The organism is Kitasatospora sp. NPDC091335, from assembly GCF_044757205.1.
GTDB lineage: Bacteria > Actinomycetota > Actinomycetes > Streptomycetales > Streptomycetaceae > Kitasatospora.
Genome location: NZ_JBIVUM010000008.1, coordinates 136618 through 159885, shown reverse-complemented (window position 1 = coordinate 159885; position 23268 = coordinate 136618). Strand labels below are relative to the sequence as shown.

Genomic DNA, 23268 nt, shown 5'->3' with positions numbered 1-23268 from the left:
TTGTAGGGGACCGGTTGTCCGCCCTCACGGACTTCGGCGAGGGCAGTGCTCGAACCGCATCGTCGGGGCGGGCACCCGGAAGAACACCTCGGCGTCCGGTGGTCCGGATTTTCTGCGGAAAATCCGGACCACCTCTGCCGGACCACCTCTGCCGGTTCGACCGGTGAAGGGCCTCGGTCGTGCTCCCGGGTGGCCGGGGCAGGGGTGCGCTTTCCAACCGGGTCAGGCCGTCGGCCACTCCCACCGTTCGGCCTCCAGCGAGGCCGCGCGCAGGCCCTTGAGGCGGACGTCTGAGACGGGTTCCAGGTCGAGCTTGGCCAACGGGTCGCTGATCAGGGTCAGGGCCGGTTCCCCTCCGCTGTCCTCGTTGAGGTGTTCGGCGATGAGCAGGATGTAGTTCTCCCCCTGCTCCCGGGCACGGATGTACTCGGCGACGGTGAGGGTGACGTCGCTCGGCCTGGCGCCGCCGTGCGCCTTGATCTCGTAGTAGCGGCCGGCGCTGTCGACCGCGTCGGCTCCGACGTTCCGCTTCCCCCGCTGGTCGAGGCTGTCCGCGTCCTCTCCGAGCACGGCGGCGAGGGTTCGGATGACGAGGGCTTCCTTGGAGCTGCTGTCCTGGTACCCGTGCCGGGTGGACTGCCCGCGGGGCACGGCTCCGCCCTGCCGAGGGATCGCCAGGCCTCCGGCCCGGGTGCGGAACGCACGCTGCGGCTGGGCCGGGACTGGTCCGCCTGTGGTGCCGGCAGCCGGCCCGGTCCGGCGGACGGTGGGTCGGCCGAGCCGGTCGAGGCCGACCAGCCGTGGCGGCTCGGGCACGGCGGCGCTGCGCGGCTTCGGGAGTGCCGCAGGTACTGCTGCCACAGGTACTGCCGCCGTCGTACCGCCGGGGGCGGGCCGGGGCGCGGGCAGCGGTGCGGCGGACTTCGCTGCGGTGCGGCGCACGCCCTGGACGGGCTTGGCTGGGGGCGCCACCGCTGCTGCCCGCAGGGAACGGTCGCGCAGCAGTTCGTCCCGTCGCTGCCGTTCCTCGAAGTCCCGCTGGCCCGACGAGGTGAGGGGTACGGCATGACCGGTGGTGACGGCTTCCTCTTCCCAGAAGTCCCGCCAGTGGCGGGCGACCTGGGCGCGGAAGCCTGCGAACTGGCAGGCGACAGCCGCCCCGGTGCCCAGTCGGGTGCACAGCTCCGTCGGAGCGGACAGGAACAGAGCCTTCGCCGACCGGTCGACGTGGGCGCCGACGGGGATCTCCACCGGCTCGCGGTCCGGGCCCAGGTCCAAACGGACGCGCAGACCCGGCAAGACGCGCACCTCCAGACCCGCGAGCCACGCCCAGTCCGTGAACGACTCGGCGGCCGCCGGCTCGTCCCGGACCAGGCGGTCCTGCAGAGCGGTGACGGCCCGTCGGAAGCTCTCGGTGAGGCCGGAGTCGGGGACCGCCGTGTCGGGTTCGACGGCCTCGGCCGAGGCCAGGCCCACCTCCTGCACGCCAAGCGGGGCCAGCAGCCCGGCGAACTGCTCCACGTCGCCGCCCGGCTGCCAGAGCGGGACGCGGCCGGCCAGGGCCACCTCAACCGACCGGTGGGCGGCCACGGCGTAGACCGAGTTCTGCTGTTTGATCCACCCGGCGCTGGTCCACAGCGGCAGCCAGCGCAGCTTCGACCTCAGGCCCGGTGCGATGCTCGCACCCGTGCCGCCGACCAGCCTGTTCAACGACCGCAGCGCCTCCAGCATCAGCCGCTCCCGGTCCCCTCCCGTCGGGGCTCCGTCGGCCGCGAGCTCCTTGAGGGCCTCGACCAGGTCCTCGGGCCCCGGTTCCCCGATTCCCAGGGCCTGCCAGAGCGGCAGCAGCTCGGGCCCGGGCGGGACGAACGCGCGCAGGCCGTGCAGGATGGCGGTGCCCCGGAAGCAGTCATCGGGACTGCGCCAGCCGAGGTCGGTGAGGACGAGGGCGTCATCACCCCGCAGCCCCGCCGTCACCCGCTTCTCGACCTGCGCGCGAGGGGCATCGGCCGTACGCTCCGTCAGGCGCCCGGCGAGCGCGCGGTAGACCAGGTAGACCTCGGTCCTCAGGTCCTCTGCCTGGGCGCCCGTGCCCAGTGGCCGCTTGCGCAGCCGCCGGAGGCGGCCGAGCAGCTGGGGGATGTCGGGGTCGCCCGCCACGCCGAGTGCCGCCAGCACGTCGGACCGGTTGGAGAGCGCCTGCTGAAGCTCCGCGTGCAGGTAGTTCGGTTCGTCCTGTCCGTAGAGCGCCTCGGCGTCAGGTGTGCGCTGCTGGAGCCGGCCGGGCTGGCGCAGGACGCCCTTCTCGTCCTCCAGCCACGCGCTGTCGCGCAGGTTCCACACCCACAGCGCGGGGACGGAGCCCCTCACCGTCCAGCGGCGATAGCCCGTGGCAGCCTCGACCATCGCCTCACGACTGGTGATCAGCTTGCTCAGGGAGTGGAGTAGCGCTGCCGTGCGCCGCCTGCGCTCGGAGACGTTCCGCTCCATGGTGATGTGCCTGACGACTTGGTCGAGGTCTCGCGAGGCCTGGTCGTTCAGGGTGTGCGTGGCCCGGAGCCGTGCCATCGCATCGTGGCGCCCGGCAGGAGACGGCCAGATGTCACGGGGTAGCCCTATCCGCTTGTCGTGGGACCGCTCGTACCTCTTCATCAACCCCCGCACCGCCGGGGCGAGCCGGGGAGTGTCGGCCACGCCCAGCAGGCGGAGGAACGCCGTGGGGCTCAGGCCACCGCTCCGCGAGACGGGCAGCAGCGTCTTGGCGTAGGAGCGGTGGGCCCAGAGGAGTCCGGGGGTCTTGCGCGCGGCGGTCGCGAACCGGTCGCTGCCCGCGCTCTCCAGCGCCCGGGGGAGGTAGAGCCGGTCCGGTGCGGCCTGGCAGGTCTTCTCCTCGCCGTCCGCGCCGTACTCGTACGCGTCGAGCCGTACGGTCCGGCCGATTCCCGGGCCCAGTCGCTCGCGGTCCGGGGCCGGGAGCTCGGCCAGGGCCCGTTGGAGCAGGACCAGCTGGTCGGTTCCCGGGATGTCGGTGGCCGGCAGCCGGGCGCCGGTGCTCCCCAGGTGGGCGATCCGGCGGAGGACGGCCGCGGTGTCGTCACGGCGGACCAGGTGGCCGTTCCTGCTCAACCAGCCGGTGACCCGCTGGGCGGCGTCCTCATCGGCCCAGTAGGCGGGATGCAGGTCCCGGAGGACACCCAACGGATCCAGCGGTCCGGTTCCCTGACGGTCGGCGAACAGGTGCTCGTACGGCGCGAGTCTCTGCCCGTCTGCCGTGGCCAGGCACACACGGAAGCGCATCGTGGACTCCATGCCGGCGCTGAGGGCGACGGCGGTGAGGCGGACCGTGCGGTCGATGTCGTAAGCGGGCCGCTTGAGCAGTCCGACCGCGTCCGCGACCCCGACCTCGTCCGGGAGTTCCACCGCACCGGCGTTCCTCCAGTCTGCGAGCACCGCGCGCCAACGGCCGTCCCGGTCGCGGGCGGCACCGGGGAAGCAGTGCTCCAGCTCCGCGAGCTGCGCGGTGTCCCGCTCCGAGATCACTCCGGTGAGCTGCTCCGCCTCGACCGCGAGGCCGGCGAGCGGGACGGCCGTTCCGTCCGGCACCGGCAGTGTGAGCGCGGCGGCCACCTCCGTCCGGGCACGCTCCAGGAACGTGCCGACGAGGCGGTCGGGGAGCCCGGTCTTGCCGTGAGCGGACGTCTCGGTCAGGGGCAGCAGGTGCCAGGCCGACGGCTCCACCCGTGCGAGCACGTCGAGTACCGCGGCCTGCCACAGGTCGCCGACGACCGGGACCAGGGCCGAGTTCAACGCGCTCGCGGCGAAACCCTCACGGCTGACGACCGGGTCGAACTGCGAGTGCACCCGGGCCGGGACGGCGAGCGGGGCCACCGGCAGTCCCGCGTGGACGTGCCCCGGCGCCGCTTCGTCCATCGGCAGCGCCACGGCCACCGAAACAGTGGAGCCGAGTTCCTTGTGCAACCGGTGCCACCCGGGTCGGGACGGGATCGGCGTGTCGTAGACGCGCCAGCGGTCGGCCCCGGTGGTCCTGGCCTCCCGGACCCGGACGGTGTGCTCCGCCCCGTCGACCGGCAGGCTCAGAGTGGTGATGTTCTGCCAACTCAGCCGCAGGACCCTCGTCGAGCCCGGACCAGCGGTGTCGTCGGTCGCCACCGTGACCTGTTCGAGGTCGCGCAGGAAGAGCAGGGAGCTGTCCTGCCAGTTCTCGAACCAGGCGAGGAGTTCCTCCCCGGAGAGGACCCCGGGGTCGAGCGGGATGCGGAAGACCGTCCATTCCCGCCCGGAGACGTCCGCCGGCAGGCGCGGCGGCTCCGCCGGTGCCAGGGTGATGTCGGCGAACCGGACGTGGTACGGGTGGCCGTGCACCTCCCAGGAGGTCGAGAGCGTCCGGAGCGTCGCCAGGCCGATGCCGAACCGACCGGTGCTCGCGGAGTCCAGGCTCTTGCCACTGAGCCACGGCAGCCCCAGCCGCGGGATGTCGGCCAGGCGCAGGCCGCTGCCGTTGTGCGCGACCAGGAGCTCGGTCGGCCGCCAGTGGAAGCGGATCTCGCGGGCCCCGGTGTCGTCGGCGTTCTGGACCATCTCGGAGAGGACCTGCAACCTGTCCGAGGAGAGCGTCTCGGCGCCTCGCTGGGCGCTCTCCGCCATCCGCCGAAAGAGCTTCGGCACCTTGACGATGCCCTCGTCGAACAGCCTGACGGCCCGGGCGGCCTCCTCCGGTGTCCGCGCCTCGACCCCCGGATCAGGCTCATCAGCCAGCAGGGCCCGTACGGCCTCGGCCAGTTCATCGTCATTCCCACCCCTGGTCACACGTCATCCCCTTCCCGGGCACGGTCCTGGGAAAAGGATCTGCATGCGGCCGGTGATGCGAGACCCGACCCACCGGATCCGGCCATGTACCCGCCGGTTGTCGATCTGCCGGCCCCGACGGTGACCAGCAAAAAGTCGCCAGGAGCCGGCCCGACCCGCCCCGCGACCAGGTATGCGCCCCCGGCTGAATCGGGTAGGGGAAAACGCTCGGTGTCAGTGGTGGATGCAAGGGGCGCTTCCGGCCGGAGTACGGCCCGTACGGCTTGCCGCGCAAGGGACGGGGTCTCCGCTCTCAGGAGCCTGACCGGGACCGGACGACCACACAGCGCGCACTCTGTGACAGGCCCTTGTCGGCGACGGTTGGCATGAGCCGCCGCCCGCTCCGCTGTCGGCAACGATTTGGGGTTCTGGATCACTTCCGGGCTCTGTCGCTGATTGAGGGGTTCGTGCCGACCAGGAACGGGTGGTGGGCATGAACTGGGCGTGATGGATGCGGCGCGTGTGGTTGACCTTCTCTTCCCGGGGATCGGCGTGGAGGTCGAGCAGATGGTCCTCGGGGATGGCGAAGTTCGTCTCGCCTTGCGGTCGGCGACGACGGGGTGGGCGGTGTCGGGGCGGGTGTCGATGTGCTGGATGAGGGTGGTGCCTTCGATGCGGTAGTGGGTGGGCACCGGGTTGCCGTTCGCGTCCTTGGCCCAGGGGGCGGAGAAGGAGCCCAGGGGGCGGCCGTCCTTGAGCACGTTCACGCTGCCGTCGTTCTGCGGGTCCAGGTGTGCACCGGGCGGCAGGGTGAGGTCGAAGCGGTGGTCGCGGGGTGCTTCATGGCCCTTGACGGTGACCAGGGCCCGTATGCCGCCGTTGGGGCGGCCGGGCCGGCCGCAGGCGCGGCGTGCGCGGGCACGGCGGCAGCGAAACGGCTGCGGCGCCAGCGAACGCCAGCGGCAGATGACGGTAATTCACAGGTCTTTCTCCTCTGACAACGATCGACCGGGATGAATGCGCACCCGGGCAGATTCATCGCCGATGGTCCGGGCGCGGTCACCGCCGTCGGACCCCGCACATTCCGCGGGACCGATCCGAGGAATGTGATCGACCGCCTGATGCAGCGCCGCGTCCGCCGTCTCCACGACGAGGCCCGTCAGGTCGCCTCGTTCCGTCACCTCGTGGACAGCCTGCTGGAGGACCAGCCCGTCGGGGACCGCGACCCGGCCGGCGAGCTCGGTTTCGTCGAAGGCCTCCCGCAGGTCGTAGAGGCGGTCGACGAACTGTCCTTCTTCGCCAGGCGGGAGCGGCTGACCACCTACCCGGGACCGATTCTCACCGCCGCCCTGGACGCCGTCAGGACCCGCGACCTCAAGTACCTGCGCCGTGGTCTGAGGATGCGCACCATCCTGCACGCGGGCGTACTCGACAGTGGCAAGGTCAGCCGCTTCGCCACGGAACTGCGCGGACAGGGCGCCGAGGTCCGCAGCACGGCGGGTCCTCTCGAACGCCGCCGGTCCCGCGGCAATGTTCTTGACGCGAAAGGGGCGGCCAAGCTCGGGCTCCATTGCGTGATCGGACCCGCGAGATCCTCGCCCGCCCGCAGGTGGAACTCGTGGTCCCGACGGATCAGGCGGCGGCCGAGAACCCGCAGGCCCTGCAATGGGCTGTTCCAGCGCACAAGGGCTCGTGTTCCGAGCCTCTCGACGTTGGGGACGTTCGATGCGCTAGGAGGGGAGCTGTTCGAGCGGGTTCTCGCCGAGCTTCCGGTCGAGCCCGCCGTCGACGAGGCGTCGGGCTTGGCTGTGCGGCTTGCGCGCGGCCTGATCCCGTACGCAGGCACCGAACTCCTCGGCAAGGTCGAGGCGGGGGTAGGTGCTGAGCACCTCGCGGCGGAAAGCGAGTGGGATGTCCTCGTCGCGGCGGCCGGAGATGTCCAGTCCGGTCGCCGTCTCCAGCAGGTGGCCCTCGACGTCGAGTGCAGGATCCACCTCGGGCCAGTTGTGCCGGACGATGACCTCGTTCACGCGGCGGCGCCGGTCAGCCGGCCAGCCGGCGCCGGCGGTGAGCGCCTCGCCGACGAAGCCGCCGGCCTCCTCGTAGCCGAGCGTGTGGTTGTCGTAGGAGGGGACGAGCCCGATGTCGTGTAGCAGAGCAGCTGTGTACAGCAGCTCATGGTCGATGCCCGTGCGACCCTCGACGATCGCGAACGCCTCGGCCCAGAGCCAGGACCGCGTGACGTGGTTGACCATCGCAGGGCTGTGGAAGGCCTCGCACAGCGCTCGTGCGCCTCGGGCCGCGGCAGTGTCGGGCGGGGAGTAATCCGAGAGACGCATGGAGGCTCCGAGGTAGGAAGGAGGATTTGATCAGCGTACCTCTGGTGGGAGCCGGCGAAGATTGGAGTCGTTGAGCCGGTGCCCGGGCACCGGCCTTCGCCCGGCTCCGCGCCGCCGGTCGGGAAGATCGTCGGGGCACGGCAGGTCCGCTTTCCTCAGAGGTGGGTGAAGGGCGGCATTCGTGGTCGCCCGCCATGAGCGTGCTGTTCCGACGTGATGTCATGACAGCTTTTTCACGAGCCGGTTGGGTTCCCGCCGACCGTGCCGGGTTCCTTCACACCCTGCTGCCGTGCCGCCTGTACGGAAGTGCCACGGGAAACCGCCGCGGGGGCCCCTGAGCTCTGCCCTGAAGTACCTTCCGCCGCGCCGTTGCCGTCGGGTTGAGTGGGACGTTGCCGACGATCCCGGAAGGGGCGGAGCCCGATGCGCGAGCGGGAGAACGAGGAAGCCACCGGGGCCAGGGCCGGCCGTGCGGCGAGGCCCGCGCCCGCCGAGGCCGGGCACCCACGGTCAGAACTGCTCGCCCTCCAGGCCACCGTGGGCAACGCGGCGGTCGTCCAGATGCTCCGTCGGGCCGGCCACGGCGGCCTGGACGCGGAGAAGCACCGGCATGGGAACGGCTGCGGCCACGAGGGCTATGAGGGCTTCGAGGGCCCCGCCGTCCGGCGTGCCGTGTCCCCGGTCCTTCAGCGCTCGTCCGTCCACGATGTCCTGGACGACCCCGGCCGGCCTCTGGACCAGGCCACCCGTACCGACATGGAGTCCCGCCTCGGCGCCGACTTCTCCGACGTACGCATCCACACCGGCGGCGCCGCGAAGGCCTCCGCGGCCGAGGTCGGCGCGCGGGCCTACACCTCCGGCAACCACGTCGTCATCGGCGACGGCGGGGGCGGTGCGCACACCCTCGCCCACGAGCTCACCCATGTCATCCAGCAGCGCCAGGGGCCGGTCAGCGGTACCGACGACGGCAACGGGCTGAAGGTCTCCGACCCCTCAGACCGCTTCGAGCGCGAGGCCGAGGCCAACGCCCGCAGGGTGATGAGCCGTCCGGCCCCCCGGGCCTCCTGCGACGTGCAGCGTTCGGCCGGCCCCGGGACCGGGACGGCCGGTGCGTCGGATGCGCCCGTGCAGCGCACCCTCGCACCGGGCCTCCCGAACGGGACCCGGGTCGTCAAGCACACGGACGAGGGGGACGTCGAGGGGCAGACGACCCTCAGTTTCCGCTTCGGGTCCTATCTGATCTCCGCGGGCGCGGACGGCAAGAAGCCCCGGGCGTCCACCAAGGACAAGTCATGGGGGACGGTCGAGGAGCGGGAGGCGTCCCGCAAGGAGTACGAAGAGGCTCGTGCCCGGGAGTTGGACCCGGCGGTCCTCGCGGCCAAGCAGAGGCAGGACGACCTCAACCTCGGCGAGAACTACCTCAGCGCCGACTACCGCCGGATCAACCCGCTCCTCGCGGCCCTCGGGCAGGCCGGCTTCACCGCGGGCGAGATCGCCGCCCCGGGCTTCTCCTACAAGTCGAAGGAGAGCGAGGTGCTCGACGCGTGGCGCGGCATCGCCATCGCGCGGGGCTACGCGGACGAGCAGACCACGGAGGCGTGGGACGAGAAGCACCTGGCGGACACCTTCGACATCTTCGCCCGGATCAACGGCGTGTGGGACGACTTCACGACGCCCCGCGCGAACGAGGACGGCAACGTGGTGCGGGGCGACAGCAAGCACATGTACGAGTCGTTCGGCGGCATCCTCAAGCAGCAGGAGCGCCACCCGGACGGTGGCTACGTCCCGGTCGACGAGACGATCGAGTGGCCGGCGATCCTGTCGACCACGTACGGCGATCCGTTGACCCACACGTACGTGGCCGGCAAGGAGATCGTCTGGGAGTTCGGCCTCCCGGAGGACCATCGGGGAAGGACGCTCGGCGGGAACAACCAGTCCGAGGAGGAGATGACCTTCCCCATCGGCACCAGGATCCGCATCAACCGGATCCTCGTGCGGAGCGGCGACTTCCGGCAGGAGCAGTCGGCGAAGTACGGCGAGAGCGCGGTCGTGATCGTCTTCGCCGACATCCTGGCGGGACAGGGCCCGACTCGGGGGGCCGAGTAGACCAGGGGCCGAAGAGCGCCAGGTCGCCAGGCCGCCGTGCAGCCCGAGGCGGACCTGCGCGAGGCTGAGCCCGGCATGGACCGGATCCGTGCTGACCTCACCGCCGTGACCGGCATCGCGGCGCTTACCGACTTCGCCGATACGGTGCCGTATCACCGGCTGTTCACGCCGCCGCGGGGGGGGGGGGGGGCACGGGCGCACCGAGGGGATTCACATGGCGATGAGCACGGTGGACGTGGCGGTTCCCGACGCGCTGCGGCCCGTCGTGGATGTGGCGGCGCTGCCGGCGGCCCTCGGTGACGCGGGGTCGGCGTGGCTGGTGCTGTCCGAGGGTGGACGGCTGGCGCGGTGGGTGCCGACGACCGGCGAGGTGCGGGACGTGGCCCGGTACCGGGAGGAGAGGCCGGCGTCCGAGTGCGGTGGCGGCGTTCGGCTGCGGCTTCACGTGTCTCGATGTGGCCGTTGGGCGGCGGTGGTTCAGGACCGCGGTCGGTACGGCACGGTCGTCGATCTCGCCACCGGTTCGCCGGCGTTGACGTTGGACGGCGGGGACTACTGCTGTGAAACCGTCCCGTTCGCGTTGGCGTTCGCCGAGCACGGTGGCCGGCCGGTCGTCGTCCATCGCACGGACTGGAACCGGTTGGACGTCACCGATCTCGCGTCCGGCGAGGTGCTGACGGCGCGGGACAGCCCGGGTGGGGACGAGGAGGACGCGGAGCACGACCTCGACTACTTCCACGGCGCGCTGTCGCTGAGTCCTGACGGGACTCGTGTCCACGACGCCGGTTGGGTGTGGCAGCCGTGGGGGATGCCGGCGGTGTGGAGCCTGACCGCCTGGCTGCACGACAACCCGTACGAGTCCGAGGACGGGCCCAGCCGTGCGGTGTATCCCGAGGTCTCGGAGTGGAACTGGCCGGCGGTGTGGATCGACGACAGTCGGATCGCGGTGTACGACCGGGGCGACGCCGGCAGCGGTACCGTCCACGTCCTCGACCCCGCCTCGATCGAGCCGCGCTCGCCGGGCGTCCGATGGATCAGGGCGGTCGCGACGTTCCCCTGGCCGGTCGGCGATTTCGGCGATTTCGGCTTCTTCACCGACGGAGAGCATCTGCTGATCGCCGGCCAGGCCGGTCTGCAGGGCGTCGACATCACCAGCGGACAGCAGGTGTTCGCGATCGACGGCTTCCGCCCGGCGCGTCAGGACCGACATACCGGAACGCTGATCCAGGTCGGCAGCGCCGATGCCCGGTTGTGGACGCCGCCTCAGTGGACCGCGCGCGCCGGCTGAGCCGCCAGGTCCCGCAGGGTGGCGAGCGGGAGAACATCCGCGAGTCCGCACCGGAAGGGCGCGACACCGCCCCTCGCAAGGGCAAGCACGGCGGTCGGCCGCCGGTCGTCACCGACGAGAGCCGACGGGCCCGGCCTCCCACTGCTCGGGCGGCCGGGCTCCGCACCGTGCCACGGCTCAGGCGCCGGTGGCCGCCTCGGGCGCCTGGTCACAGCGGGGCGTCCGGGGTGCCGCTGCCGGCAGGGTCGGTGGGCAGGGACGCGATGTCGATCGCGAGGTAGCCCGACCGGGTGCCCGCGATGAGCAGTCCGTGGCCTTCCGCCAGTGCCTCGACCCCGTCCGCCAGGGTCAGCGTCTGCCCGGTCCGGGTGTGCGGGTCCCAGATCCGCACCGTCTTGTCGATGCCGGCGCTGGCCACTCGCGCCGTGCCGTCAGGCGCGTCGAACGCCACCACCGCGCTCACCCAGTGGTCGTGGCAGGTGAGGGGCGCGCCCTCCAGGGCGCCGGTGGCCGGGTTCCAGACCCGCACCGTCCCGTCCTCGCCGCCGACAGCCGTGCGGGGCGTGCCGTCGGCCGCGCTGAACACCGCCGCCTTCCGCGCCCCGCTGGTGCTCCCGGTGATGGGGCCGTCCTCCCGGGTGCAGGTGGCCGGGTTCCAGACCCGCACCGTCCCGTCGCCGTCACTGGCGACCAGGCGCGGCGTGCCGTCGGCCAGGGTGACCACCATCAGCGAATCCACTGCCCTGCCGTTCCCGGTGAGGGGCACGCCCTCCTGGGCACGGGTGGCGGGGTTCCAGATCCGTACCGTCCCGTCGCCGTCACCGGCGGCCAGGCGCGGCGTGCCGTCGGGCGCGGTGAACGCCACCATCGCGCGCAGCCAGCTGGTGTGGCCGGTGAGGGGCGCGCCTTCCTGCCTGCCGGTGGTCAGGTTCCAGATCCGCACCGTCTTGTCGTGGCCGGCGGTGGCCAGGCGCGGCGTGCCGTCGGGCGCGGTGAACACCGCGACGGCCATCACTCCGTAGATGCTGTCGTCGACGGGTTCGCCTTCCTGGGGGCGGGCGGCCGGGTTCCAGATCCGCACCGTGTGGTCCTCGCCGCCGGTGGCAAGGCGGGGGGTGCCGTCGGCCGCGGTGAACTGCACCACCGCGCTCACCCAGTGGTCGTCGCTGGTGACGGGGACGGCTTCCAGGGCGCCGGTGGCCGGGTTCCAGACCCGCACCTCCCCGTCATAGCAGCCGGTGGCCAGGCGCGGGGTGCCGTCGGGCGCGGTGAACACCGTGATCGCCGCCACTCCGAAGCTGTGGCCGGTGATGGTGTCGCCCTCCTGGGTGCCGGTGGCGGGGTTCCAGATCCGCACCGTCCCGTCGGCGCCGGTCGTGGCCACGCGCGGGGTGCCGTCGGGTGCGGTGCTGTCGGGCGCGGTGAACGCCACCATCGCACGCACGATGCCGCTGTGGCCGGTGAGGGTCGGTCCTTCCTGGGCGCCGGTGGCGGGGTTCCAGATCCGCACCGTCGTGTCATGGCCTCCTGTGGCCAGCCGCACGGTGCCGTCGGGTGCGGTGAACACGTCCACCGCGGTCACCTTGTCGGTGTGGCCGGTGAGGGTCCGGCCCTCCTGGGCGCGGGTCACCGGGTCCCAGATCCGCACCGTCCCGTCGTCGCCGCCCGTGGCCAGTCGCACGGCGCCGTCGGGTGCGGTGAACACCGCCACCGCGGCGACTCCGCTGCCGTGGCCGGTGAGGGGGACACCGTCCTGGGTTCCGGTGGCCGGGTCCCAGATCCGCACCGCCCCGTCGTCCCCGCCCGTGGCCAGCCGCACGGTGCCGTCGGCTTCGGTGAACACCGCCACCGCACGCACCGCGTCGGTGTGGCCGGTGAGGGAGGGGCCGTCCTGGGCGCGAGTGGCCGGGTCCCAGATCCGCACCGTCCGGTCCGCACCGGCCGAGGCCAGACGCGGAGTGCCGTCGGGCGCGGTGAACAGTGCCACCGCGTTCACCTTGTCGGTGTGGCCGGTGAGTTGCAGGTGGAGTTTACGTTGCCGGACTTCGCCGACGGTCAGTTCCGGAGGCCAGCCGCGCGGGTCGCGGGGGCGCGCTTCGGCCGGGGGCGGGGCGCCCTGGATGTAGCTGGTGCCGAGCCGGCGCCACCAGCGGCGCCAGCCGGCCGTACTGTTCGCCGACTGCTCGGTGGCGGCGGTGTCGCGGGCGTGGTGCTGGAGCAGGACGGTCCCGGCGATGGCCGGGGGCAGTTCGTGGGAGGGCAGGCCGTGGTCGAAGGCCGCGGCGGTGATGCTGGTGAGGTCGAGGGCGTCGAGGACCTCGGTGTGGTCGGCGAGGGTGTGGAGGGCTCCGGCGGTGTGGCCCAGGCGGGCGTGGGCGGCGAGGTGGTGGCGGACGTAAGGGCTGACCACCGCGTCCGGCGGGGCGGTGGCGTCCTCCTGCGCGCCCAGGCACTGCCGGCCGTGCCCGGCGAGGGCGGCGGTGAGGAGGGCGTGGCCGCGCGCCGTGTCCGGGGCGGCGGTGAACTGTTCGGTGAAGGTGCGGTGGGCGAGGCGGTAGACGCTCCGCTCGTGTTCGTGGTCGAGGGTGAGGTAGGGAGCGGCGTCGCGCAGCAGCTCGGGGATGCTGCTGCCGGTGTCGGAGCCGGTGTCGGTGCGGCTGTCGAGGGCGTCGGCGGTGAGGGCCCAGATGCCGTCCTGGGCGGGCAGGCCGCGGCCCTGGGCGAGGCCGAGGGCGCGCAGGAGTGGGGCGTAGTCCGGGTTGGCGCGCTGGAGTCGCTGGAGGGCGCGGGTGAACAGCTGGCGGTGGGTGCGGCCGATCAGGGGGGTGGGGTCGGTGAGGAGGCCGGGGTCGTTGAGGAGTTCGTGGGCGGCGAGCCGGACGTAGAGGAACTGCTGTGGTTCGGCGCCGTGTTGCTGGTGGTCGGCAACGAGCCGGTGGACGGCGTCCTCGATGGTCGCCTCGTCGGCGTCGAGGGCGCCGCGGTGTCTGGCGGCGTCGAGCTTGGCACGCAGGTATCCGGCGAGGGCCTTCGGGTCCTGCTTCACCTCGACGCGTTCGACGCCGGGCCGCGGTCCGGCCTCGCGGCGGACCGGCCGGGGGCGGAGCGCGTCGAGGATGTCGGTGTCGGTGGGAGCGGGCCGGTCGGGGCCTTCGTGGGTGGAGCGGCGCGTGCCGATGACGACCCGGACGGCGGGCAGGGCGGCGAGGGGGCCCAGGAGGAGGGCGGCGATGAGCAGCGGCTGGTCGGCTTCGTCGAGGGCGTCGAACAGCAGCGTCAGCCGGGTCGGCCGGGCGCGCAGCCGGGCGACGAGTCGGGCGGCGAGGACGGCGGGTGGCTGACCGTCCTCGGCCTGCCGGACGAGGTCGGGCAGGCCGACGGCTTCGGCGACGAGCTGGACGGTGCGGGCGAGGGTGAGGCCGGAGAGGTGGGCGACGAGGTCGAACGGGTCGTCCGGGCACGGCACTTCGGTGGGCAGCGCGGTCAGGTGGCCGTGGCGGACGAGGACGTCGCGCAGCCGGGAACGGGTGTGCAGCAGGACGTGGCCGAGGAGGGCCGACTTGCCGGAGCCGGCGGGGCCGGTGACGACGAGGGCGCCACGGGTGGCGGTGGCCAGCCAGCGCAGGATGTGGTCGCGCTCCTCGGTGCGGCCGTGGAAGTACCAGGCGAGTTCGCCGAGTTCGGCACCGGACGCTTTGGGGAGGAAGTGACGCTGCTCGTCGGCGGGCAGCCGGTCGATGACGGCCTGGAGTTCGGCGAGCTGGTCCAGCGGCGCGGACACGGTGGTGGCGACGTCGGGGGTGAGACGCACGAGCCGGTCGCCGTGCACGGCCCTGTCACCGCGGTAGCCGCCGCGGAGTTCACGGTTGAGTTCGACGCCGAGTTCGGCGAGGCCGATGTCGGGCTTCCCGCGGAAGGTGACGGTCAGGACGTGCCGGAGGGCGCCGGTGAAGGCGCCGAGTTCGGCGTAGCCCTCGGCCGCGGTGGACAGCAGCAGGTAGCGGCCGGCGTCGCGGTACTTCCTGCCGAGGAGGACGCGGTGCACCTCCCGGGCGAAGTCCCGGGAGAAGCAGGCGTCGATGACGACGATCGCCCAACCGTCCTCGTTGTCGGGGTGGATCTGGCGGCTGCCGATCGCGCGGGCGACTTCCTCCGGGGAGATTCCGTCGTCGATGGGGGCGGGGGTGCGGTGGTGGGCGAGGTGTTCGGTGCTGCCGTGGCCGACCCAGTAGAGCACCGTGTTGCCGCCGCGGGAGGCGGTGGGCCGTTTCCATGCGCCGAGCCGGTCCTCGACGGCCTGCCGGTCCCGTTCGTCCTCGGGGACGGTCCAGCTGTTGACGCGCGGACCGTAGGGAGCGAGCAGGTCGGCGATCGCCCGGACGTGGGCCTCGGTGTCCAGGGCGGGGTGCTGCCGGTAGGCGGTGAAGTTCACCGGGAACAGCTCGATCCCTCCGCCCTCGGGGGGCGGTTCGGTCGCGTTCCGGTCGGTGCCGACGGGTGTGGTCAAGGCGGGGTTCCGATTCAGGCGTCGGGCGGGTTCAGGCGTCGGGCGGGCTGACGAGGACGAGCTGGGTGATCGGTACGTGGTCCTCGACGTCCAGGGTCACGCGGTACAGGTCGGGCGCGTCGGCGGTGAAGCGGGCGGCGAGGGCGCCGTCCGTGCGCTCGGGGTCGCGGCGGAGGGTGAGGGGGTGGCCCATGCGTCCGGTGGTGGCGCTGCGGACGGTGAGGCTCCCCCTGGCCGGGGTGTCGAGGCCGGTTGCGTGGAGGGTGAGCGGCTGCCCGAACGTCCCGCCGAGCTGGGGGGTCTCCAGGCCCGGTCCGGCGCTGGCGCCGGAGAGGCGAGGACCCGGGGTGCGTTCCAGGGCGATGTTGCGGAGCTGGCGCAGGACGTCGTCGTGGCGCATCAGGGTGCCGTGCTGGCCGAAGACGTAGGTGCGTGCCTCGGTGCCGCCGGCCTGGGCGGACGGGGTGTGGACGGTGCCGTCGCCGCGGGAGTCGCGGCGGGCGGGGATGCCGGTGGCCGGGTCGCGGACGACGTCGCCGTCCGCGCCGGCGTCGAAGGAGTGGTGCCGTCCGACGGCGACCGGGTGCCCGGCGTGCCGCTGTTCGTCGAGGGTCTGCACGGTGGCCTGTGCCTCGCCGACGATCACGCGGTGCCCGGGCATCGCGTACGGGTGCTCCCAGCGGCGGGTGTGCTCGTCGAGCGAGCGGGCGGCCAGGTGTTCGTCGCCGCCGAGCCGGGCGACATCGGAGGGGGTGAGGCGGTCGACCGACAGTCCGCGGTCCAGGCAGCGGTAGCCGGGCAACAGGTCGTGGATGCCCGGCAGGGTCGCGGCCATCGCCTGCACCTGTCGCAGCAGCCTGGCCGGCTTCGCCCCGGCGTGCCGGAGGTTGAGGGTGAGGACGGACTTCACGGAACCGAGGAACGGGGTCCCGACGGTGACCACCGCCCGGGTGTCGGCCGCGAGTTCGGGGTCGTGCTCCAGCGCGGCCCGCACCACCAGCCCGCCCATCGAGTGCGCGGCGAACAGCAGCCGCGGCTCCCGTCCACCGGCGGCCCTCCAGTCGGGCCGGGCGTCGACCCGCTCGCGCCAGCGGGTCAGGTGCGCGCGGGCCGCGCGGGCGAGCACCGCGCCGTTGTAGGCGACGGCGAGGCGCCAGTCGTACGGGAACGGCGCCACCGCCTCCGGCGCCAGCGCGACCTTCCGCAGGCTCCTGACCGCCTCGCCGTAGGGGTCCAGGCCCTCCAGGACGGGAAGCCACCACGGCTTCGCCAGCAGCCCGGTCGCCCGGACGCGGGTCAGCGGCGCCCGCCGGAAGGTGTCGGCGTCGGCGGCCCGCTCCGACTCGTCCGCCCGCAGCGCGCCGAACAGCTCCTCACCGGTCGACGCACCCGTCAACATCCCGAGGTCCACGCCCCACAGCGGGCGGCCCGTCGCGGCGTCCTCCAGGACGCTGCCCATGATGCCCGGTACCACGACACACGCGTCCGGCGTCCGGTCCTCGAACACCGGTGGCACACCCGACCAGGGCACCGCACCGCCGAACCCGCCGGCCCCCATGTTCCCCATGGCACCCGACGATAGGGGAGCGGACCCGCCACGCGTGCGGCTTCGTCGAGAACGGCCGCGAGCCGTGAACGACCGGTGCGGGCGTGCGGTGGGCGGCGCGGCGGCGGCCGATGTCGTGGCTCGTCCCGCTGCCGCCGGCTCCCACGGCCGCACCGTGGTTCCGTCCTTCGAAACCGTGTGTCAGGTGCCGCCGGGGGACGTCGAGATCCGCTTCCGGCCGCTGGGTCCGCTGGCCCCTGGACCGCGGCGGCCTGCCGGTGGTGATCGGGATCAGGTCGACGTGGTTCGCCGCGGGGGCGGCCGACCGGCAGGAGCGCGTGGACGCGCTCCACGCGGGCATCCGTGCCGCGACCGGGCTCGTCGACTTCGGCGTCCACGTGTCCCTGTCGGTCGCCGCCTGGTCCCAGGGGGAGTGAGCGGGCCCGGTCGCCGGCCGCCGGCGCTCACCCGGTCCCGGCGCACGCCCGTGCCTCCGCCAGGTACCGCGCTACCGGGCCGAGGGTCAGCATTCCGCTCGCGGCGCCGGCGTGTTCCGCGGGGGCGGCGCGCAGGGCGGCCTCGGCGCGGGCGGCGGCCGTGCGCTCGCCCAGGTGTACGGCGGCGCGGGCGGTCAGGCACCACAGGGCCTCCTGCATGTGGTCGTGCGGGGGTTCGGGCACGGCGGCGAGTGCGGTGCGGGCCTGTTCGACCCGGTCCTGGGCGAGCAGCACCAGGGGGAGCGCCCACGGCCGGTAGGGGCCCCAGTCCAGGCGCGGGTCGGTGGGCGCGGGCCGGTCGTGCAGCAGGCGCAGCCCCAGGAGCGCGAGCGCGAGCAGGCCGCGGTGCAGCCCCGGCATGCCGGCCGTGCGCAGGGCGGCCTCGGCGGTGCGGTACCGCACCGCGGCCGTGGCGGCGCCCGGTCCGCCGGGTTCGGTGCTGCGGGTGGCCGTGGTCCGGGCCCGCAGCCACGCGGTGAGGACGGGGACGAGGGGCGCCTCGGTGGTGGCGGCGAGCCGTTCGGCGGCTTCGGCGTGCGCGGCCGCGGCGTCGAGGTCGCCGAGGGCCGAGGCGCTCTGCAGGCGGACGAGTCGTCCGAGGACGACGAAGTTCGGCAGCCGGTGGCAGGTGGCGAGGTCGAGGATCTCGGCGCCGATGCGGTCCCGTGCGGCGGCGAGCCCGCAGCGGGTGAAGGTCTGCAGGAACACCCCGTTGAGGGCGAACGCCAGCACGGCGGGATCGGCCAGGTCCCGTGCCAGCGCCTCGGCCTGCCGGGCCGCCCGCAGCGCGCGCTCCCGCTCGGTCCCGGACAGGTCCGCGCCGCGGCTCTCGACGGCGATCGTGGCCAGGAGGCGGGCGCGCAGGTCGGCGGGGCCGTCGGGGCCCAGCGCGGTGAGGGTGTGCTCGGCGGCCGCGACGACGGCGCGGGACTGCTCGGGGTCGTCGGCCCGGCTCCAGAGGGCGGGAACGTCGTAGGCGCCGATGATCCGGGCGGTCAACCGGAGGTCTCCCGTGCGCTGCGCGGCCCGGACCGCGGCGAGGCGGTCGCGCCGAGATCGGACGAGGGCGTCGCCACCCGCCAGTGCGAGGGTGCGGGCCAGGTCCACGGTGGTGCGCGGGCCGAGCCGTACACCGGGGCCGTTCCACACGGTGCCGGCGCCTTCCGGGGGAGCCGCATCGTTGAGGAAGTCCGCCTCCAGCCGCCGGAGTTCGGCGCCGGGGTCCAGTCCGAGCCGGTCCACGAGCATCGCGCGGGCGCGGCGCAGGGCAGCCAGCGCGTCGGCCCGGCGGCCCGCTTGGTGCAGCGCGCGGGCGAGCAGTCCCCAGGCCGGCTCGCGCCAGGGGTGTTCGGCGACGTGGGCGCCCAGTTCGGCGACGAGGCCGGCCCCTTCCCCGGAGTCGAGGGCGGCGCGGGCACGCAGCTCCACCGCCTCCAGCCGCCACTCCTCCAGCCGGGTCCGCTCGCGCCGCGCCCACGCGGAGTCGGTGACGTCGGCGTAGGCGGGCCCGCGCCAGGCCGCGAGCACCGCGTCGAGGTCGGGCACGGCGCCGGGGTCGCGCCGGGCGCGGACCAGGGCGTCCTGGAACCGGTGGACGTCCACGTCCTCGCGCGGCAGGCGCAGCGCGTAGCCGGGGCCTTCGGTGACGAGCAGGCGCGGTGGGGTGCGGGGCGGCCGGCCGGGTTCGAGGGCGCGGCGCAGGGCGGCGACGAAGGTGCGCAGGGCGCCCACGGCGCGGGCCGGGGGGTCGGTCCACAGGTCGTCGACCAGGGTGTCGGTGGTGACCATCCGTCCTTCGGCGGCGACGAGCCGGGCGAGCACCTCCCGATGGCGGGGCCCGCCCAGGTCGACGGGGCTCCCGTCGTCGCGGAGGGCCCGCACGGCACCCAGCACGTCGATTCGCATGCTCCCCATCCTCCGTGCCGGAGCGGGCCGCGCCCAACCGTACTGATCGGTTGCTGATCGACGTCGTCCACGCTGGCCGGGTCGCACCCCGACCGGTTCACTCCGGCCCGGTCACCCCGACCGGTCCGAGCGGGCCCGGTCACCCCCCCGACCCGAGAGGACGGTCCTCCCATGACGCTCACTGTTCCCGGCTTCGACCTCGTACGCCTGCCCGGTGCGGACGGTGTGGAGCTGGCCGCCGCCGTCGGCGGCAGCGGCAGCCCGGTCGTGCTGCTGCACGGCTTCCCCCAGACCCATCTGATGTGGCGGCACGTCGCCGAACGGCTCGCGGACGAGCACACGGTGATCTGTCCGGACCTGCGGGGCTACGGCGCCAGCGACAAGCCGGCGGGCGCCGACCCGGAGTCGTACGCCAAGCGCACCATGGCCGCCGACGTCGTGGCCCTGGCCGCGGCGCTCGGCCACGAGCGCTTCGCCCTGGTCGGCCACGACCGGGGCGCGCTGGTCGCGTTCCGGGCGGGGCTGGACCACCCCGAGACCGTCACGCACCTGGGCCTGCTCGACGTCGTGCCGACGCTCGACATGTGGGACGTCCTGCGGGGCGTGCCGGCGGCGGTCGGCTACCACCTCTTCCTGATGGCGCAGCCGGCCGGTCTGCCGGAGACGATGATCGCCAACAGCGCCGACGCCTTCTTCGGCTCGTTCCTCGACGCCTGGGCCGGGGACCCGGCCGCCCTGCCGGAGTCCGTGCGGGCCGAGTACCTGCGGGCGAGCGCCGCGGCGGTGCCGTCGATCGTCGCGGACTACCGGGCGTCGGCCGGCATCGACGTCGTGCACGACCAGGCGGACCTGGACGCCGGGTCGCAGCTGGCCATGCCCGTGACCGTGGTCCAGCGGGACTGGGGCGCTCAGCTGGGCTACGACGCCGCCGCGGTGTGGCGGGCGTGGGCGCCGGACCTCGACCACCGGCTGACCCGGGTGGGGCACTTCATGGCCGAGGAGGCGCCCGAGGAGATCGCGGCGGCGATCCGGAGCCTGCTGGCGCGCTGAGCGACCGCCTGAAAATGGGGAACCCTCCCCGATTTGGTACGATCGGGTCCACCAACCGGGGGGCACTCCCCGCTTTTCAGGAGGCATCCATGCCCGCTCCGACGCTCCAGGAACTGTCTCCCACGGGAATCGACGTCACCGTCGACCCCTACCCCGCCTACGCGGCCCTGCGCGAAAAGGGGCCGGTCCACCGGATACTCGTACCGGGATCCGGCGAAGCCTGGCTCGTCGTCGCCCGCGAGGAGGTCCGCGCCGCACTCACCGATCCCCGGCTGAGCAACGACATCCGGCACTCCTCCACCTGGACCGACGACGGAGGCCACGCCCTCGGGGTCAACATGCTCCAGAGCGACCCTCCCCAGCACACCCGGCTGCGCGCGCTGGTAGCCGCCGAGTTCACGGCCGGCCGGATCCGGGCGCTGCGCCCCCGCGTCCAGGAGATCGCCGACACCCTGGTCGACGCCCTGCCCGCCGAGGGTTCCGCGGACCTCGTCGCCTCCTACGCGCTGCCACTGCCGATGACCGTCATCTGCGAACTGCTCGGCGTACCGGCGGAGGACCGCGCCGGATTCCGGGCCTGGTCCACCGAACTGGTCACGCCCAGCTCGCCGCAGGCCGTCGGCGAGGCGGCCGGCGCCATGACCGCTCGCCTCACGGCCCTCATCGAGGAACGGCGGGCCGACCAGCGTGAGGACCTGCTCAGCGCGCTCGTCGCCCCGGCCGCCGACGGGCTCTCCGCCGAGGAACTGCTCGGGATGGCCTTCCTCCTCCTCGTCGCGGGACACGAGACCACCGTCAACCTCATCTCGGGGACGGTGCTGTCCCTGCTCACCCACCCCGAGCAGCTCGCCGCCCTGCGCTCCGACCCGAGCCTCGTCGACAGCGCGATCGAGGAGACCCTGCGCCACGACGGCCCGGTGGGGGCCGCGGCCTTCCGCTTCGCCACCGAACCGGTCCGGATCGGCGGCACCACCGTCCCGGCCGGCGACAGCGTCCTCGTCTCCCTGGCCGCGGCCTCCCGCGACCCGCTCCACTTCCCCGACCCGGACCGGTTCGACATCCGTCGCAAGCCCGCCGGCCACCTCGCCTTCGGCCACGGCATCCACCACTGCCTCGGCGCCCCCCTCGCCCGGGTCGAGGCCGCCGTCGCCCTGCGGACCCTGATCGAGCGCCGCCCCCGCCTCGCCCTCGATGCCGACCCGGCAGACCTCCTCCGGCGGCCGAGCACCCTGCTGAGGGGACTGGCGAGCCTGCCGGTGCGGTTCCACGACGCGACGTGAGGCCCCGGTGATCGATCACGAACCCGGGTGGCGGTATGGGGACATGAGTGACCGTCCGGAGCTGCCCGAGCACCTCAAGCGCGACCTCGGCCCCGGCGTCGGCTTCGCCCGCCCGTTCCAGGGCTGCCGGTTCCCCGCTCAGGACCGCTGTCACATCCTCGACCACGCAAGGGGCGGCGGCCCGGACGTGTTCGGGAACCTCCCGAGCGCCTGCTCCGCCCACCACCGGATGTGCGCCCTCGGGCAGATCACCTCCCAGGACCTTCACGTGGCCAAGGCCGGCCGGCGGGGGAGTCGGGGCGCTGCACCGGTACGGAAACGCTCTTCCGCTCCGCCCCCGAGCGCGGCCGCCGCCCGGTCGCGGCGCCCCCGCGCGCCGCGGTCGCGCACGCGGGGGCGACCCCTTGTCCCGGGGGCGCGACCCGGAGCTCCTCCTGGCCGGGGCGGACACGAAGACGGCCCCGGGCCAACCACCGCCGGCCAGCGCCCCGGTCGCGGGCGCAAGCGGCGCTCCAGCAGGGGCGGCGGGGTCACGTGTGGCTCCCGGGCCCCGTGCTCCACATCCGGAGCGCGCCGTCGCTGTCCACCGCGTGCACCCGGGTCACTTCGGCCTCGGGATCCCCGACCGCGGCCGGCAACAGGCTCAGGACGACCTGCGTCGTGCCGCCTTCGGTCAGGTCGCCGGTCGTCCAGGGCCCCAGGCCTTCCTTCTGCCGTGTCTCCCGCAGGCGGTGGCTGTCGGGGTCGACGGTGAAGACGCTGATGTCCTTGTCGTGCACCACCACGGCGGGCCCCGTCTTCGGTGTCGCCGGGGCCCCGCCGGACTTGGTGGGGTCGGACGGCGTCCACGTCCCGCCGTTGCCTTCCAGCTGCGTCTTCCACAGGTGCCCGTCGCCCGCCGCCACCGCCGCCGCGGTGCTGATCGCGATCCACGACCGCGCGTTCTGCGGGTCGGCCGCCGCCTGCCGAAGGTCCGGGAGGGCGCGGGTGAGTCGGTGTCCGTCGCAAGGAGCCGTATGGCCCGCTTGATCAGCGGCAGAGCAGCCCTCAGCCGCTTGTTCCAGCCCGGCTGTTTCGGGACGTAGGGGAACATGCCGCCCAGGCGGGTGCCGACGAACCGCGGCCACCTGGACTCCGACGCGAAGCCGAGTAGCGCCTGGGCCACAGCGAGGCAGACGAGCTCGGAGTCCGTCAACTGCGGCGGCCGACCCAGCCAGCGGGTGTCGGTGATCTCGTCGTCGATCTTTACGTACAGTGCGGTGAGCAGGGTGTCCAGGTCGCTTGTCACAGAACGATCTTGGACGCCCTGCCTGCACTGTCCGGCCGTCTTTGAGCGAAGGGGCGCCGCCGGACGAAGCGCGGACGGGCCTACTGCGCGCCGAGCGTCATCCACTTCTCCGGCTTCTCGAGTGACGCGAAGCCCACTTTGGCGTAGATCGCGTGAGCGTCCGCGGTGGCCAGCAGCACACGGCGTAGTCCGTAGGGCTCGAGATGCTCGCAGACGGCCGTGACGAGAGCGTGCCCCAGGCCCTTCCCTCGGCCGCTGCGAGCGATGTAGACGTCGCACAGCCACGCGAACGTGGCCTTGTCGGTGACCACCCGGGCGTAGCCGAGCTGGACACCGGTGCCGCTGTCGTAGACCCCGAAGTTCAGGGAGTTGGCCATCGCCGCGTCCTGTTTCTCCCGGGATCGCCCCATCGCCCAGTACGCATCCTTCGACAGCCACTCGTGAATGACCGCGTGGTCAAGACGGTCCGGGTCAGCGGATATCTCAAAGCCGTCTGGCAGATCGGTGCTCATGGATGCATTCAAGCAGCCTCCTGCCGCCGGGAGCCGCCGCCCTGAGCAGCAACTGCCGGATCACGATCACTTCGGAATGACTCGTCCTGGTTGTGCCGCTCCGTGCAAGTTCCTGGAGCGGTGTGGGCGTGGAGCGTATGACGC

General features: G+C 73.4%; 12 protein-coding genes. 4 read left to right on the top strand and 8 right to left on the bottom strand.

The window, feature by feature from the left end:
• Nucleotides 1-222 precede the first annotated feature (222 nt).
• The 3 genes from ACIQOW_RS19035 to ACIQOW_RS19025 all read right to left on the bottom strand — a co-directional run bounded on the left by ACIQOW_RS19035 (nucleotide 223) and on the right by ACIQOW_RS19025 (nucleotide 7061).
• Nucleotides 223-4827 (bottom strand): sacsin N-terminal ATP-binding-like domain-containing protein, encoded by a 4605-nt coding sequence (locus ACIQOW_RS19035; RefSeq protein WP_401086254.1) that lies wholly within the window; start codon nucleotides 4825-4827, stop codon nucleotides 223-225.
• 956 nt (nucleotides 4828-5783) lie between these two features.
• A complete protein-coding gene (locus tag ACIQOW_RS19030; protein ID WP_401086251.1) occupies nucleotides 5784-6377 on the bottom strand; it encodes a hypothetical protein in 594 nt (197 codons plus the stop codon).
• Between the two features lie 159 nt (nucleotides 6378-6536).
• Entirely contained in the window at nucleotides 6537-7061 is a 525-nt protein-coding gene (locus ACIQOW_RS19025) for an HD domain-containing protein (RefSeq protein ID WP_401086248.1), read from the bottom strand.
• A gap of 507 nt (nucleotides 7062-7568) precedes the next feature.
• Here ACIQOW_RS19025 and ACIQOW_RS19020 point away from each other — a divergent pair.
• Together ACIQOW_RS19020 and ACIQOW_RS19015 are read left to right on the top strand one after the other, a co-directional pair.
• Nucleotides 7569-9251, top strand: coding sequence for a DUF4157 domain-containing protein (locus ACIQOW_RS19020; protein ID WP_401086245.1), 1683 nt, complete (start codon nucleotides 7569-7571; stop codon nucleotides 9249-9251).
• A gap of 214 nt (nucleotides 9252-9465) precedes the next feature.
• Nucleotides 9466-10539 (top strand): hypothetical protein, encoded by a 1074-nt coding sequence (locus tag ACIQOW_RS19015; RefSeq protein ID WP_401086242.1) that lies wholly within the window; start codon nucleotides 9466-9468, stop codon nucleotides 10537-10539.
• Between the two features lie 208 nt (nucleotides 10540-10747).
• On the opposite strand, the gene ACIQOW_RS19010 is transcribed toward ACIQOW_RS19015, so the two are convergent.
• The 3 genes from ACIQOW_RS19010 to ACIQOW_RS19000 all read right to left on the bottom strand — a co-directional run bounded on the left by ACIQOW_RS19010 (nucleotide 10748) and on the right by ACIQOW_RS19000 (nucleotide 18994).
• The gene (locus ACIQOW_RS19010) at nucleotides 10748-15046 is read right to left on the bottom strand and encodes a hypothetical protein (protein ID WP_401086240.1); all 4299 of its coding nucleotides are present in this window, start codon (nucleotides 15044-15046) and stop codon (nucleotides 10748-10750) included.
• A gap of 31 nt (nucleotides 15047-15077) precedes the next feature.
• Nucleotides 15078-16613, bottom strand: a complete 1536-nt coding sequence (locus tag ACIQOW_RS19005; RefSeq protein WP_401086238.1) for a hypothetical protein — start codon at nucleotides 16611-16613, stop codon at nucleotides 15078-15080.
• A 443-nt stretch (nucleotides 16614-17056) separates the two neighbouring features.
• Nucleotides 17057-18994, bottom strand: a complete 1938-nt coding sequence (locus tag ACIQOW_RS19000; protein ID WP_401086235.1) for a BTAD domain-containing putative transcriptional regulator — start codon at nucleotides 18992-18994, stop codon at nucleotides 17057-17059.
• A 171-nt stretch (nucleotides 18995-19165) separates the two neighbouring features.
• Between ACIQOW_RS19000 and ACIQOW_RS18995 the strand changes: the two genes are divergently transcribed.
• Both ACIQOW_RS18995 and ACIQOW_RS18990 read left to right on the top strand, forming a co-directional pair.
• Complete coding sequence (locus ACIQOW_RS18995; RefSeq protein ID WP_401086231.1) at nucleotides 19166-20044, top strand: alpha/beta fold hydrolase; 879 nt, start codon at nucleotides 19166-19168, stop codon at nucleotides 20042-20044.
• Between the two features lie 89 nt (nucleotides 20045-20133).
• Nucleotides 20134-21324 (top strand): cytochrome P450, encoded by a 1191-nt coding sequence (locus ACIQOW_RS18990; protein ID WP_401086229.1) that lies wholly within the window; start codon nucleotides 20134-20136, stop codon nucleotides 21322-21324.
• Nucleotides 21325-21854: 530 nt separating this feature from the next.
• Here the strand turns inward: ACIQOW_RS18990 and ACIQOW_RS18985 are convergent.
• Both ACIQOW_RS18985 and ACIQOW_RS18980 read right to left on the bottom strand, forming a co-directional pair.
• The gene (locus tag ACIQOW_RS18985) at nucleotides 21855-22229 is read right to left on the bottom strand and encodes a hypothetical protein (protein ID WP_401086226.1); all 375 of its coding nucleotides are present in this window, start codon (nucleotides 22227-22229) and stop codon (nucleotides 21855-21857) included.
• Nucleotides 22230-22692: 463 nt separating this feature from the next.
• Nucleotides 22693-23124, bottom strand: a complete 432-nt coding sequence (locus ACIQOW_RS18980; RefSeq protein WP_401086223.1) for a GNAT family N-acetyltransferase — start codon at nucleotides 23122-23124, stop codon at nucleotides 22693-22695.
• Nucleotides 23125-23268 lie beyond the last annotated feature (144 nt).